At 71.7% G+C, this 14433-nt stretch carries 14 protein-coding genes; 6 read left to right on the top strand and 8 right to left on the bottom strand.

The annotated features are described in order from the left end of the window. The first annotated feature begins 37 nt into the window (after positions 1–37). The gene (locus CP976_RS33000) at positions 38–1609 is read left to right on the top strand and encodes an FAD-binding oxidoreductase (protein WP_150483582.1); all 1572 of its coding nucleotides are present in this window, start codon (positions 38–40) and stop codon (positions 1607–1609) included. On the opposite strand, the gene CP976_RS32995 is transcribed toward CP976_RS33000, so the two are convergent. Together CP976_RS32995 and CP976_RS32990 are read right to left on the bottom strand one after the other, a co-directional pair. Beyond that, positions 1602–2831, bottom strand: a complete 1230-nt coding sequence (locus tag CP976_RS32995) for a class I SAM-dependent methyltransferase (RefSeq protein ID WP_150483581.1) — start codon at positions 2829–2831, stop codon at positions 1602–1604. The two genes, CP976_RS33000 and CP976_RS32995, sit on opposite strands and share 8 nt — an antisense overlap. A 52-nt stretch (positions 2832–2883) precedes the next feature. Beyond that, complete coding sequence (locus tag CP976_RS32990; RefSeq protein WP_150483580.1) at positions 2884–3663, bottom strand: cyclase family protein; 780 nt, start codon at positions 3661–3663, stop codon at positions 2884–2886. A gap of 165 nt (positions 3664–3828) precedes the next feature. Here CP976_RS32990 and dnmZ point away from each other — a divergent pair, with 165 nt between their 5' ends. The 3 genes from dnmZ to CP976_RS32975 are packed head-to-tail and all read left to right on the top strand — an operon-like array spanning position 3829 to position 6650. Beyond that, on the top strand, positions 3829–5046 hold the full coding sequence (dnmZ, locus tag CP976_RS32985) for an amino sugar nitrososynthase DnmZ (protein WP_150483579.1): 1218 nt from the start codon (positions 3829–3831) through the stop codon (positions 5044–5046). 46 nt (positions 5047–5092) lie between these two features. Beyond that, complete coding sequence (gene dnmU, locus CP976_RS32980) at positions 5093–5719, top strand: dTDP-4-dehydrorhamnose 3,5-epimerase DnmU (protein WP_100109115.1); 627 nt, start codon at positions 5093–5095, stop codon at positions 5717–5719. Between the two features lie 7 nt (positions 5720–5726). Then, positions 5727–6650, top strand: a complete 924-nt coding sequence (locus CP976_RS32975) for an NAD-dependent epimerase/dehydratase family protein (protein ID WP_150483578.1) — start codon at positions 5727–5729, stop codon at positions 6648–6650. A gap of 1 nt (position 6651) precedes the next feature. Here the strand turns inward: CP976_RS32975 and CP976_RS32970 are convergent, their stop codons facing one another. The 6 genes from CP976_RS32970 to CP976_RS32945 all read right to left on the bottom strand — a co-directional run bounded on the left by CP976_RS32970 (position 6652) and on the right by CP976_RS32945 (position 12178). Then, positions 6652–7764 (bottom strand): DegT/DnrJ/EryC1/StrS family aminotransferase, encoded by a 1113-nt coding sequence (locus CP976_RS32970; RefSeq protein WP_150483577.1) that lies wholly within the window; start codon positions 7762–7764, stop codon positions 6652–6654. A gap of 22 nt (positions 7765–7786) precedes the next feature. Beyond that, complete coding sequence (locus CP976_RS32965; protein ID WP_150483576.1) at positions 7787–8605, bottom strand: AfsR/SARP family transcriptional regulator; 819 nt, start codon at positions 8603–8605, stop codon at positions 7787–7789. 282 nt (positions 8606–8887) lie between these two features. Beyond that, the gene (locus CP976_RS32960) at positions 8888–10099 is read right to left on the bottom strand and encodes a cytochrome P450 (RefSeq protein WP_167537468.1); all 1212 of its coding nucleotides are present in this window, start codon (positions 10097–10099) and stop codon (positions 8888–8890) included. Between the two features lie 53 nt (positions 10100–10152). Next, a complete protein-coding gene (locus CP976_RS32955) occupies positions 10153–10980 on the bottom strand; it encodes a VOC family protein (RefSeq protein WP_167537467.1) in 828 nt (275 codons plus the stop codon). An 83-nt stretch (positions 10981–11063) separates the two neighbouring features. Then, positions 11064–11927, bottom strand: coding sequence for an SDR family NAD(P)-dependent oxidoreductase (locus tag CP976_RS32950; protein WP_167537466.1), 864 nt, complete (start codon positions 11925–11927; stop codon positions 11064–11066). Continuing rightward, positions 11924–12178 (bottom strand): acyl carrier protein, encoded by a 255-nt coding sequence (locus CP976_RS32945; RefSeq protein WP_100109109.1) that lies wholly within the window; start codon positions 12176–12178, stop codon positions 11924–11926. The genes CP976_RS32950 and CP976_RS32945 overlap by 4 nt, the downstream gene beginning before the upstream one ends. Before the next feature lie 228 nt (positions 12179–12406). Between CP976_RS32945 and CP976_RS32940 the strand changes: the two genes are divergently transcribed. Together CP976_RS32940 and CP976_RS32935 are read left to right on the top strand one after the other, a co-directional pair. Continuing rightward, a complete protein-coding gene (locus CP976_RS32940) occupies positions 12407–12862 on the top strand; it encodes a nuclear transport factor 2 family protein (protein WP_150483573.1) in 456 nt (151 codons plus the stop codon). A 2-nt stretch (positions 12863–12864) separates the two neighbouring features. Further along, a complete protein-coding gene (locus CP976_RS32935; protein WP_150483572.1) occupies positions 12865–14430 on the top strand; it encodes an NDP-hexose 2,3-dehydratase family protein in 1566 nt (521 codons plus the stop codon). The last annotated feature ends 3 nt before the right edge of the window (positions 14431–14433 follow it).

Genomic DNA, 14433 nt, shown 5'->3' with positions numbered 1-14433 from the left:
CCGGAGATTTCACAGACACCTGGAAGGGGCGTCTCCCGTGGCCCGGTACCCACAGGCTCCCTCGGCACCGCACGCACAGGTCCGGCCGTCCTCCGTCGTCGGCCGGCACGATCCCCGTTACCCCGATCTGGTCGGCCGCGGCATCAACGCCCGCTTCACCCCCGACCCCGACACCGTCCGGGTGGTGTCCACCGCGGAGCAGGCCGTGCGGGCGGTGCAGGACAGCGTGCGCGACGGTACCCGGCTGGCGGTGCGCAGCGGGGGGCACTGCTTCGAGTCGCTCGTGGACGATCCCGCCGTCACCACGGTGATCGACGTGTCCGAGATGCGGTCGGTGTACTTCGACGAGGAACTGAACGCGTTCTCCGTCGACTCGGGGGCCACCCTCGGCACCATGTACCGGAGCCTGTACCTCGGGTGGGGTGTCACCGTCCCGGCCGGACGCTGCCCCGAGGTCGGGGTCGGCGGCCACATCGCGGGCGGCGGGGGCGGAGCGCTGTCGCGCACGTACGGACTGTCGGTCGACCATCTCCACGGAGTCGAGGTCGTGGTGGTGGACTCCGGCGGGCGGGCACGGCTGGTGCGGGCCACCCGGGAACCGTCGGACCCGCACCGTGACCTGTGGTGGGCGCACACCGGTGGGGGCGCAGGCAGCTTCGGTCTGGTCACGCGCTATCTGTTCCGCTCCCCCGGCACGGACGCGGGCTCCCGGCCCGCGGCCCCGGGCCGGCTGCTGCCCAGGCCGCCGGGCTCGGTGCTGCGCAAGACGGTGCGCTGGGACTGGGACAGCGTCGACGAGACCGCCTTCCTCACGCTCGTGCGGAACTTCGGCACGTGGCACGAGCGGCACGCGGCCCCCGGCGATCCGGGAGCCCGGCTCGACAACAGTCTCGCCCTGCCCCGTACGGGCGGCGGCCCCCTGACGCTGGAGACGGCCGTCGACGCCACGCGGCCCGACGCGGAGGAGCTCACCGACCGGTTCATCCGTGAGGTGTCGAGGAGCGTCGGCGCCCGCCCTGAGGTGTCGGTGACGACGCTGCCGTGGCTCGCCGCGACACTCGTCCCGGACGAGTTCGCCGGGATCAAGGGCCGGTTCAAGTCCAAGGCGGCCTTCCTGCGCACCGGCTGGAGCGAACGGCAAGCCCGGATGGTGTACCAGCGGCTCACCGACACGTCCGGCTACCACAACCCCGCCGCGACGGTCTACCTGCTCTCGCACGGGGGTGAGGTGAACCGGCCCGGCCCGGCGGACACGGCCATGGCCCACCGGGACGCGGTGCTCAAGACCTACTGGTCGGTGTTCTGGTTCGACGAGCGGGAGGACGCCCTCCATCTGGACTGGGTTCGGGCGTCCTACGCGGAGTTCTTCGGTGACGCCGGCGGAGTGCCCGATCCCCGCCGCGGCTACGGGGGCGCCTTCGTGAACTACGCCGACGCCGACCTGACCGACCCGGACCTCAACCGCAGTGGCGTGCCCTGGCACCGTCTCTACTTCCGGGACAACTACGCCGCGCTTCAGCGGGTCAAGGAGCGCTGGGATCCGGACGACGTCTTCCGGCACGCCCTCTCTGTCCGGCGGTCCGGGGACGACGCCACCGGGATCAGCTGATCCGGAACTCCGGGACGTAGAGGATCCAGCGGCCCCCCTGCTTCGTGAACTCCGCCTCTCGGGCCTGGACTTCGTCCAGGTGGTTCCAGGCGAAGAGCAGCGCATAGTCGGGGTAGGGGGCCCGGAACTCCTCGGCGGAGCGGATGGGGATGTGGGACCCGGGGAGCCGGCGGCCGATCTTGGCCGGCGTGGTGTCGTAGACGCACGGCAGCAGATCGGGGCCGATCCCCGCGTAGTTGAGCACGGTGGCGCTCTTGGCGGTCGCCCCGTACCCGACGACGTAGAAGCCGAGGTCGCGCAGCTCGCGCAGACGGGCCACCAGGTCCCAGCAGACCCGCTTGACCTGGGCGCCGAACTTTTCCAGCGTCGTCAGGTCGGCGAGCCCGCGCCGGCTCTCCTCGGCGATGAGCTCGCCGACCCGGGGGCTTGGCTGCCGCCGGCCCGCGCGGGCGATGGTGTAGCGGACCTCGCCGCCGTGCACCGGGAGCCGCTCCACGTCGACCAGTTCGAATCCGAAGCGCTGGGCGGTGGTGCTCACCGAGCGGGCGGTGAACAGGTAGAAGTGCTCGTCGTAGATCTGGTCGAAGGTGTTCTTCTCGACGATGTCGCCGAGGTAGGGGTCCTCGAAGACGAAGACGCCGTCCGGCGCGAGGAGGGCGTCGACACCGCGGAAGACGGAGTCGAGGTACGGGATGTGACAGATCGTGTTGGCCGCGTAGATGACGTTCGCGGGCCCGTGTTCCTGGGCGATCTCCCGGGCCGTGGACTCCTCGAAGAACGCGGTCCGCACCTGGATGCCCTCGGCCCGGGACACGTCGGCGACACCACCGGAAGGCTCCACGCCCAGGTGTCGGACACCGGCGTCGCGCACCGTGCGGAGCATCACTCCGTCGTTGCTGCCGATCTCCACGCAGAACGGGTCCCGCCCGGTCAGCTCGGTGCCGATCAGCCGGCGGGCGGTCGCCGCGAAGTGCTCACGCATCCGCTCCGACCCCGACGAGTGGTACGGGTAGTCGTAGCGGAACATGCGGTCCCTGGGCACCTCCTCCAGCAACTGGACCATGGTGCACGTGACGCACATCCCGACCGCGAGCCGGAAGAAGAACTCGTTGTCGAGCTCCTCCTCCGACGGGAAGTAGTCGGACAGCGGCTGGCGGCCGAAGTCGAAGAACTCCCGTACTCGGCCACCGCAGATACGACATGTCGATTCGTTCGGCTCCATGATCCCTCTCGATGCTGGGTGGCCGCCGGTCCGGGGCCACCGCCCGGAACGTTCATTCGTCGACGAAGGCGACGGCGCGGGTCCAGCCGGCCCCCGCGCCGGTGATCTTCACGGGGAAGCAGGCGACCTGGAAGCCGTCGCACCCCGGCAGCGCGGCCAGGTTCCCCAGCCGCTCGATCTGGCAGTACTCCCGGTGGCGGCCGGTGACATGCGCCGGCCAGAGCACCGACCGGTCACCCGTCTCCCGGTACCGGCGGATGACGGCGCCGAACGGCGCGTCCAGGCTGAACGCGTCGGTGCCGATGACCCGCACACCGTGGTCGAGCAGCAGGTTGACGGCGGGGCCGTCCAGACCGGTGAAGTCGGTGAAGTACTGCTCGGTCCCGGCCCGCTCGGAGGCGCCGGTGCGGAGCAGGACGATGGTGCCCGGCTCCGGCACCCGGCCGATGCGGGCCAGTTCCTTCTCCAGGTCCCCGGCGCCGGCCGTCGGTCCCTTGCAGCCGGTGAGGTCGAGCAGCAGCCCCGGGCCGTAGAACCAGTCGAGCGGCAGCTCGTCGATGTTCCGCGGCCTGCCGTCGCCGTAGTGCGCCCGTGAGCCGTAGTGGGAGGGAGCGTCGATGTGCGTGCCGGTGTGGGACGTGAGCGTGAGCCGGTCGAGCGACAGGAACTCGCCTTCGGGCAGCTCGTCGGGGTCGAACGCGACACCGAAGTGACGCCGCATCTCCTCGCTCATGTGGACGGCGCCCTCCCGGGGGCTGAGCACCTCGTGCCGCACTTCGTCCGGTTCCCATCCCGACGCGTCCACCGCGCTGGAGATGTCGATGATCCGCATGGTCGTCGCCTCCGCTCCTCTCGGGCCACCACAGCACACCGGCAGTCCCTCGAGCGGTGGCGGAACGCCGGTGGACCACGTGCCCGGAACCTTCGCTCCAGTGACGCTCGAAGGCCGATCGGCAGCCTGCTCTCCAGGAGTTGTCTCCGATCCTTACGAGGAGTCATGACAAAGCCATCTGTGCACGAACACCCCGGTGTCCTGGCCGACAACGGCCTCTGCGAACCCAAGACGCCGGCCGGGCGACGGCTGCTCGACCTTCTGGAGCGGTACCTGCCGGCCCTGGAGGCGGAGAGCCGGGACAACGACCGCGAGGCCACTCTGCCCGTCCACCTCTTCGACCGGATGCGCAAGGAGGGCGTGCTGGGGGCCACCGTCCCGGAGGACCTCGGAGGGCTCGGCGTCCACTCGTTGCACGACGTCGCGCTGGCCCTGGCCAGGATCGCCGGCCGGGACGCGGGCGTGGCGCTGGCTCTGCACATGCAGTTCAGCCGGGGTCTGACCCTGGACTTCGAGTGGCGGCACGGGGCACCGTCGACGCGGCCGCTCGCGGAGGACCTGCTCCGGCAGATGGGTGCGGGCGAGGCGGTGATCTGCGGAGCGGTGAAGGACGTGCGCGGCACCACCGTACTGACCCGCGCCGCGGACGGCTCCTACCGCCTGAACGGCCGCAAGACGCTGGTCAGCATGGCCGGGATCGCCACCCACTACGTGGTGTCGACCCGGCTGGAGGAGGCGGGCGCCCCCGTCCGGCTGGCCGCACCGGTGGTCGCGCGCACCACCCCGGGCCTGACCGTACTGGACAACTGGGACGGAATGGGCATGCGGTCGTCGGGCAGTGTGGACATCGTCTTCGACGGCTGTCCCGTGGAGCGGGACCGGGTGCTGCCGCGCGGCGAGCCGGGCGTCCGCGACGACGCGGCGCTCGCCGGGCAGACGGTCAGCTCGATCGCCATGCTGGGCATCTACGTCGGCATCGCCGAGGCCGCTCGCAGGATCGCCCTCACGGAACTGCGCAGGCGCGGCGGGGCGCCGGCCGGGGTGCGGACCACGGTGGCCGAGATAGACGCCCGGCTGTTCGCGCTGCACACGGCGGTGGCGAGCGCGTTGACCACCGCCGACCGGCTCGCCGACGACCTCAGCGGCGACCTCGCCGCCCGCGGCCGCGCCATGATGACGCCCTTCCAGTACGCCAAGCTGCTCGTCAACCGGCACTCGGTGGGCGTGGTGGACGACTGCCTGATGCTCGTGGGAGGGGCCGGATACAGCAACTCCCACCCGCTGGCGCGCCTGTACCGCGATGTCCGGGCGGGCGGGTTCATGCATCCGTACAACTTCACGGACGGCGTCGACTACCTGAGCGAAGTGGCGTTGGGCCGATGAGCGGCGGGCGACGCGGGACCGGGATCCCTGGAGTCGGAGGACGTGGATGAAGGCGCGGGAACTGGCGGTGCAGGGGGCGTACACGTTCGAGCCGGAGGTGTTTCCGGACGAGCGGGGGCTGTTCGTCTCACCGTTCCGGGAGGATGCGTTCACGGCCGCGGTCGGCCACCCGCTCTTCCCGGTGCGGCAGACGAATCACAGCCGGTCGCGGCGTGGGGTGGTGCGGGGCGTGCACTACACCGTGACGCCGCCGGGCTCGGCCAAGTACGTGTACTGCGCCCGTGGCAGGTCGCTGGACATCGTCGTCGACGTGCGGGTCGGCTCCCCGACGTACGGCCGGTGGGACGCCGTCGAGCTGGAGCCGCGTGAGTTCCGGGCGGTGTACTTCCCGGTCGGGGTGGGGCACGCCTTCGTGGCCCTGGAGGACGACACCGTCATGTCGTACATGCTGTCCGGGGAGTACGTGCAGGCCAACGAACTCGCCGTGTCGGTGCTGGACCCGGCCCTCGGGCTGCCCGTGCCGGGTGACCTGGAGCCTCTGCTGTCCGGCCGGGACCGGGCTGCACCGCCCCTGGAGCAGGCCCGGGCCGCCGGGACCCTTCCGGAGTACGCCGCGTGCCGGGCGGTCGAGTCGGAGCTGTGGCCGCCGGCCGGGTCACGCGGAGACGGGTGAGGCGGACATGCGGGTCGTGGTTCTGGGGGCGACGGGCAGCGTCGGCCGGCAGGTGTGTGCGGCGTACCAGGCGCACGGGTGGGACGTGCACGGGGTGGCCCGCCGCCCGGCGCCGCATCTGAGCGGGTGCGGGTTCACGGAGCTGGACCTCGCGGCCGCCGCGCCTGGGCGGATCGCCACGGTGCTGGGTGATCCCCCGGCGGACGTCGTGGTCAACGCGGCGGGCGGCTGGGGCGACACCGAGGAGGAGATGACGTACTCGCATCTGCGACTGGTGCGACGCCTGGTGGAGGCGCTCGCGCTGCTCCCGTCCCGGCCCCGGCTGGTCCATCTGGGATCGGTGCACGAGTACGGTCCCGTGCCGGCCGGCACGCTGCTGCACGAGGACCTGCTGCCGGAGCCGGTCACGCCGTACGCGCGCGCCAAACTGGAGACCTCGTCGGCCGTCCTGACCGCGGCGCGGGCCGGTGTCCTGGACGCGGTGGTGCTGCGCGCGGCGAACATGTCGGGCCCGCATCCGCCGCAGGAGAGTTTCCTGGCCGCCCTGATGGCGCGTATCAGCACGGCATTCGCGCACGGTGGGCGGCTGGAGTTGAGCGTCGCGGACGCACGGCGGGACTTCGTCGACGTGCGGGACGTCGCACAGGCGGTGGTGCGGGCCGGGCGGGCTCCGGCGGTCGGCGGGCTGGTCGTCAACATCGGGCGCGGGGACGCCGTGCCGATCGGTGATCTGGTCGGCTGGCTGCTGGAGGCCGCCGCCTTCCCGGAGGACCGGGTCGACCGCCGGGAGGCGCCGGTGCGGAGCAAGGGCGGCGACTGGACCCGGCTGGACATCGGGCGGGCCCGGCGGTTGCTGTCCTGGGCGCCGCGCATCGGCCTGCGGGACTCCGTCCACAGCATGTGGCGGACCGCGCACGGCGCCCCGGCCTAGCTCACAGGCTTCCGACGACCTCCCGCACCGCGTCGATCACCTTCTCCTGCGCGTCGGGACGCAGCGAGGGGTACATCGGCAGGGAGAAGATCTCGCCGGCCAGCCGTTCGGTCACCGGCAGGTCGCCGGGGCCGTAGCCGAGGTGGGCGAATCCGCTCATGGTGTGGACGGGCCAGGGGTAGCTGATGTTGAGATGGATGTCGTAGGCGGTGAGCGCCTCCAGGATGCGGTCGCGTTCGGGGTGACGCACCACGTACACGTAGTAGACGTGGTCGTTGCCCTCGGCGGTCGTGGGCAGCACCAGGCCGTCGAGGTCACCGAGTCCCTCCTCGTAGCGGCGGGCGACGGCCCGGCGGCCCTCGACATAGGCGTCGAGGCGGCGCAGTTTCCGGCGCAGGATCTCGGCCTGCACCTCGTCGAGCCTGCTGTTGTGCCCGGGGGTGTCCACGACGTAGTAGCGCTCCTCCATGCCGTAGTAGCGCAACCGCCGCAGCCGCCGGTCGACTTCCGCGTCCGGCGTGACGACGGCGCCGCCGTCACCGTAGGCACCGAGGACCTTGGTCGGGTAGAAGGAGAAGGCCGCCGCATGCCCCTGGGTGCCGACCAGCCGTCCGTGACGGCGGGCACCGTGGGCCTGGGCGCAGTCCTCCAGCACCTTCAGGTCGTGCTCGGCGGCGAGTTCGAGCACGGGGGTCATGTCCACGCTCTGTCCGTAGAGGTGGACGGGCAGCAGGCACCGGGTGCGCGGGCCGATCACCGACCGGAGCCGGCCGGTGTCCATGAGGTAGTTCTCCTCGTGCACGTCGACGAAGACGGGGGTGGCGCCCACGGCGTCGATGGCCACCACGGTGGGGGCCGCGGTGTTGGAGACCGTCACGACCTCGTCCCCCGGGCCGATGCCGAGCGCCCGCAGGCCGAGGACCAGCGCGTTGGTGCCGTTGTCGACGCCGGTGCAGTACGGCAGTCCGTGATAAGCGGCGAACTCCTCCTCGAAAGAGCGGACGCTGGTCCCGAGAATAAGCTGGCCGGACTCGAATACGGTTTCCACCGCATCGAGAATGTCGGCGCGTTCTTCCCGGTATTCATTGAGGTATTGCCAGACGTAGGTGGACACGTGACTCCTTGTCGGGGCGCGGTCAGGCAAGCGCGACGGACGCGGCTGCCGGGACTTCCGGACCGTTCCGGTCGATGCCGGGGTCGGCCCGCAGAATCGCGTGCTGGAGGTGCTGGAGACGGGCGGACGGTTCCACCCCCAGCTCGTTCACCAATGTCTTGCGGAGTTTGATGAAGGCTTCGAGGGCCTGGCTCGTGCGGCCCGAGCGATGGAGGGCGATCATGAATTGGGCCCACAGGTTCTCGTGCATGGGGTGGCGGGCGGTGAGCGCCGACAGCTCGGGCAGCAGGCCCGCGTGCCGGCCCAGCCTCAGGTCGGTCTCCATGCGGGCCTCCAGGACGCCGAGCCGGCTCTCCTCCAGGCGCGCCACCTCCATGCCGATCCGCATGCCGGCGTGCACGTCCACGAGCGCGTCTCCGCGCCATAGGTCGAGGGCCTGGCGGAAGCGTGCGGAGGCCAGGTCGAGCTCCCCCCGCTCGCACGCCCGCTTGCCCTCCTCGGCGAGACGCTCGAAGGCGTACACGTCGGTGTGGGTGGGGTCCACGTCGAGCAGGTAGCCGCCGTAGCAGGTGCGCAGCACGTCCTTGGCGGGTCCGTTGTGGCTCGCGCCGAGGGCCACGGTGATGCCCCGGCGCACTTGAAGGATGTAGGTCTGAAGGGTGGTCAGCGCGCTCGCCGGGGGTTGGGTTCCCCAGAGCTCCTCCATCAGCGCGGGCACCGGCACGACGGTTCCTGCCTGGAGAGCGAGCAGTGAGAATACTTGCCGGGGTTTTCTGGCTATCGGGGTCACCGACGTGCCATTGTGATGTGCGACGAGCGGGCCCAACATATTGATCTGCATTGCCGGTGTGCTCCCTCTGTGGCGTTCCGATCGCGTCAGCAGGTGGCATATTTCCGGCGGCCGAAGGATGTCCTCGGGCGGCCCCGTTTGCTCGCTCCATCCTCGCAAGTGAATGCCCGCCATGAAAGTGTGTGCGGCACTTGCTGGGATTAGTTCATCACGTCTCGATGTGAGAAAGTCACAGTGGGAGTGCCGGGGAGGGGTCCGCACCGGGTACACGGCACGGGACCGCCCACCGCGCGGTGGGCGGTGGGCGGTCCCGTGCCGGTCGCGGCCGGCGGATCAGCGCAGCCAGACGGGCAGTTCGGTGAGCCGCGCCGTCTGGGCCCCCTTCCGGGACCACCGCAACTCGTCGTACGGCACGGCCAGTCGGGCCTCGGGGAACCTGCTGCGCAGTACGCCGATCATCGTGCGCGACTCCAGCTGGGCGAGCTGCTCCCCGATGCAGTAGTGCGGCCCGTCGCCGAAGGTGAGCCGCCGCCACGAGGGACGGTCCGGGTGGAAGGCGTGCGGGGCGTCGTGATGGCGGCCGTCGGTGTTGGTGCCCTCGATGTCCACCAGCACCGGCGCTCCGCGGGGCAGCCGGACGCCGCCGATGGTCACCTCCGTGGCAGCGAACCTCCACAACGTGTAGGGCACCGGCGGGTGGTAGCGCAGCGCCTCCTCCACGAACCGGGAGACGGCGTCCTCGTCGGCGTCCGCCGCGAGGCGGCCCGCCAGGACCTCCGCGAGCAGGAAGCCCAGGAAGGAGCCGGTGGTGTCGTGGCCGGCGAAGATGAGCCCGGTGATCATGTAGACGAGCTGGTCGTCGGAGACCGAGCCGAACTCGGCCTGCGCGCGTTCGTACAGCACGCGGGTCATGGTCGGGGTGTCGTTCCGCCGGGCTGAGTGCACGGCTTCGAGGAGCAGGCTCTCCAGGGCCGAGGTGTCCGGCATGTCCCCGGCAGGGTCCGTGCCGTCACCCCCGCCGCTCTGCGGGCCGCCGAGGCCGAGTGCCTTGAGAACGCTGACGGCCTCGCGGGCCATCGCCGGATCGGTGACCGGCACGCCGAGCAGCTCGCAGATGACCAACAGCGGGAAGTGGTACGCGAAGCCGCCGATCAACTCGGCCGGTTTGCCCGACCGGCCGGAGGCGTCGGCGAGTTCGGTGAGCAGCCGGCCGGCGATGGCGGCGATGCGATCCGTCCGCTCGGCCAGCCGGCGCGGGTTGAACGCAGGTGCGTGGATGCGGCGCAGGCGCCGGTGGGCCTCGCCGTCCACGGCGATGAGCGTGAACGGACGCAGCTCCGGAACGGGGATGTCGAGACCGTCGTCCACCCCCCGCCAGGCGGCGGGGGCGAGGTCGGGGTCCTTCACGAACCGGGGATCGGCCAGCACCTCGCGGGCGAGGGCGTCATCGGTGATGACCCAGGCGGGTCCGCCCGCGGGGGCGTTCACCTCGACGACCGGGCCCGCCTCCCGGAAGGCGTCGTGCACCTCGGGCTTGCGCTGCATGGTCATCATGGGACACGCGAACGGGTCGACGGCCACCCGGGGCGCCTCGCCGCTCACGAGGCACCGCCCGCCGCCGCGGGGTACCCCTCCCGCAGTTCGACCACCGAGAAGCCGGCCCCGTGCGGGTCGAGCAGGTCCGCCCGCCGCCCCCTGGGCGTGTCGGCGGGCTCGTTCTCGACGGAGCCGCCGAGTTCAACGGCGCGCCGGACCGTCGCGTCGCAGTCGCGCACGGCGAACAGCACGGCCCAGTGCGGCCGTACCGCGCCGGTGACGCCCAGCTCCTGGGTGCCGGCGACCGGTGTGTCACCGATGTGCCAGACCGGGTCGGTGACGCCCTTCAGGCCGGTGTCGGCCGGAGCCAGGCCGAGGGTCGCCGGGTAGAAGTCCCGGGCGGCCCCGATGCCGTCGGTCACCAGCTCGACCCAGCCGACCGAGCCGGGCACGCCCGTCACCTCCGCGCCCTCCATGACTCCCTTGCGCCAGACCGCGAACGCGGCGCCGGCGGGGTCGGCGAAGACCGCCATCCGGCCGAGGCCGAGGACGTCCATCGGGGTCATGATGACCTCGCCGCCCGCCGTCTCGACCCGCTTGGTCAGTGCGTCGGCGTCGTCGGTGGCGAAGTACACGGTCCAGATGGCCGGCATGCCGTGCTGGTCGTTCCCGGGCCCGTACGGCCGGTGGTAGGGGGTGTCGATCTGGTGGCGGGCGACCGCGGCGACCAGCTTCCCGTCGGAGCTGAACGTCGTGTATCCCCCGGCGCCCGGGTCGCTGACCACGGTGGCGGTCCAGCCGAACAGGCCGGTGTAGAAGTCGGCCGAGGCGGCGACATCGGGCGAACCGAGGTCGAACCATGCGGGGGCGCCGGGCGCGAACCTGGTCACGAATCGTTCCTTTCGATGGATCGGCACACGAGCGTCTGCGCTCGCGGATGAGACGGACATGCGGGCGGGGCGGGCCGGCGCCGTCAGTGCGCGGTGTCGCCGACGGCGGCCGCGCCGGCCTCCCAGAGCTTCGCCGCGAGGCCGGCGTCGGCGGTCGGGCCGCTCACCGGGGACAGCCGCCGGTCGCTGTAGTAGCCGCCCGTGGTCAACTCCTCGGCCGGCGCGGACGCCAGCCACACGAGGGTGTCGGCGCCCTTCGCCGCGGAGCGCAGGAAGGGGTTGAACCGGAAGTAGGACGAGGCGACCGTGCCCCGTCCGATGCGGGTGCGGACCTCGCCGGGGTGATAGCTGACCGCCAGCACGTCCGGCCAGCGCCTGGCGGCCTCCGCCGCGGTCATGATGTTGGCCTGTTTGGACGTGCCGTACGCCTGGCCGGCGCTGTAGCGGTGACGGTCGCCGTTGAGGTCGTCCGGGTCGATCCGGCCCTGGGTGTACGCGTCGGACGAGGTGAGGATCAGCCGCCCGCCCGCGAGCCGCTCCCGCAGCAGCCGTGCCAGCAGGAAGCCCGCGAGATGATTGACCTGGATGGTGGCCTCGAACCCGTCCTGGGTCGCGGTGCGCGACCAGAACATGCCGCCGGCGTTGCTGGCCATGACATCGATGCGCGGGTACCGGTCCCGCAGCCGCTCCCCCAGGTCGCGTACCTGGCGCAGCTCGGCGAAGTCCGCGCGGAAGGCGTCCGGGGCCGGGCCGGCGGTCCGGGCCACCTCGTTCGTGACGGTCCGCAGACGCTCGGGATCCCGGCCGACGAGCACGACGCGGGCCCCCTGGCGGGCGACCGCGAGGGCCGCCGCCCGGCCGATGCCGGACGTGGCCCCGGTGACCAGCACCGTCCGGCCCGACAGGCCGCCGTGTGGTGTCCCGTGGTGCGGGGTGGAGGCCGTCATGCCGCCGCTCGCAGCCTCTCGTTGACGAAGATCAGCATGCTGTGCGGCGTCCTGACCTCCGCCAGTTCCTCCTCGGGCAGCTTCACGCCATAGGTCCGCTCGATGTGGTTGACGGTTTCCAGGACGGCCAGGGAGTCGAGCCCGAGGTCCTCGAAGGTCACGGTGTCCGCGTCCGCAAGGTCGGGGACCTCGTCCTCCCCCAGGCTCTGCCGCATGATCTCCCGCAGTTCCGCCAGGCTGAGCTCAGCCATCCCTGCTCCTCAGTACCGGTTGCTGCACGACGTGTACGGCCCGGTCGGGACCGCGGCGACCACCCTCGGTTCCGCACGTCCAGTCGTACTGGAGCGGCGGTGGACCGGCGGTTGTCCGCTCTGCCTCAAGACGCGCGGAACAGGTTGGGCACGGCGCCGGCCGGCAGGCGCACGCGGCCGGGCCAGGACCGGGCCACCCGAGGCCATCACACGACCCAAGGGGTAACCATGGACGCGCTCCCGGCGGACGACGCGCCGACGACCGAGTCGGCGGATTCTGCGGACCCCGGCATCTACCTCCAGGTACAGCGGTTCTACGCCCGGCAGATGCAACTCCTGGATGACGGCAGGGCCGAGGACTGGGCGCGCACGTTCGCGCGCGACGGCGTCTTCGAGGTGGGCGGCGAGGCCGTCCGCGGGGCCGCGGACATCGCGCGTGCGGCACGGCGGACCACGGACCGGTTCGCCGCCGAAGGGATCACCCGGCGGCACTGGATCGGCATGCTGACCGTCGACGGCAAGCCCGACGAGGTCACGGCCCGCAGCTACGCGGTGGTGCTGGAGACGCCGCGCGACGGCGACCCGGTGTTACGCCGCAGCACGGTGTGCACGGACATCCTGGTGCGGGAGGCGGGCGAGTGGCGCGTCAAACACCGCACCGTCACCCGGGACGGGCTGGACTGACCATGCGTGCTCTCCCGGCCCTCTCGGTGCGCCGGCACAGCGGCGCCGCGATGACCGCCCAGATCGCCCGGTCCGTCCTCGCCCGGGACGGCCTGGGCGGCGGCATGGACCGTTTCTGGGCGTGGTACGCCGACCGCTCGGCGCAGGTCGTGCACCGCACCGAGCGGATTCCGCTGGACGCCCTCAAGGGGTGGAGCCGCCACCCGGTCACCGGGACCGTCTCCCATCACACCGGGAGGTTCTTCAGCATCGAGGGACTGGACGTGCACATCCCGGGCGCCCCCGTGCCACGCTGGTCCCAGCCGATCGTGAACCAGCCCGAGGTGGGCATCCTCGGCTTCCTGGTGAAGGAGCGCCACGGGGTCCTGCACTGCCTCGTCCAGGCCAAGTTCGAGCCGGGCAACCCCGGCGGACTCCAGCTCTCCCCTACGGTCCAGGCCACCCGCAGCAACTACACGCGGGTGCACGGCGGCAAGGCCATCCCGTACCTGGAGCACTTCCGCGACACCGCCGAACGGCAGGTGGTCGCCGATGTGCTCCAGTCCGAACAGGGCTCCTGGTTCTACCGCAAGCGCAACCGCAACATGATCGTCCAGGTGTTCGACGAGGTCCCGCTGCACGAGGACTTCCACTGGCTGACGCTGGGTCAGCTGCACCGGTTGCTGGGGGTCGAGAACCTCGTGAACATGGACGCCAGGACGGTCCTGGCCTGCCTGCCGTTCGCGAGTGAGGGAGCACACCCGCTGGCCGACGCGGAGCCGGCCGGAGCCGACGGCCCCGGAGGTGGCCACCCGGTGGTCCCCGCTCGACCCGACGGCGGCGAGGGCCGGGTGGACGCCGGTTTCCACCACTCCCTCGTGCGGTCGTGCGCGGCGGCCGAGGGCAGCCTGCACAGCACCGTGGACATCGTCAGCTGGATCGCCGACCTGCGCAGCCGTACCGACGTGGTCACCCGCCCGGCCGCGCTGAACGCGCTGCCGCACTGGTACGAGCGGGACGGCGCGATCGCCCACGAGAGCGGGCGCTTCCTGGAGGTGATGGCCGTCGACGTGACGGCCGCCTCGCGGGAGGTGCCCGGCTGGAGCCAGCCGATGATCGAACCCAAGGACCAAGGGGTCGCGGCCTTCCTGGTCCGGCGGATCGACGGGGTTCTCCACGTCCTGGCGCACGCGCGCGTGGAGCCCGGCTACGTCGACGTGGTGGAGATCGCGCCCACCGTTCAGTGCACCCCCGGCAGTCTGCGCGCCCTGCCCGCCGAGGCCAGGCCCCGCTTCCTCGACGCCGTGCTGGAGGCTCCACCCGAGCGCGTGCGCTACGCGACCGCCCTCGCGGAGGAGGGAGGGCGCTTCTACCACGCGGTGAACACCTACGTGATCGTCGAAGCCGACCGTGACATCCCGGACGGTGGCGAATACCGCTGGCTGACGCTCCACCAACTGGTCGGGCTGCTGCGTCACTCCCACTACGTCAACGTCCAGGCCCGCACCCTGGTCGCCTGTCTGCACAGCCTGTCCGTGGGCTCGCCCGTCACCCGCTCGGCCGTGCCGTCCGCCCCGCCCCGGAGGTGAGTT

The sequence above is a fragment of the Streptomyces coeruleorubidus genome, assembly GCF_008705135.1.
GTDB lineage: Bacteria > Actinomycetota > Actinomycetes > Streptomycetales > Streptomycetaceae > Streptomyces > Streptomyces coeruleofuscus.
The sequence above is the reverse complement of the archived record's forward strand: the minus strand, read 5'-3'. Positions and strand labels throughout refer to the sequence as shown.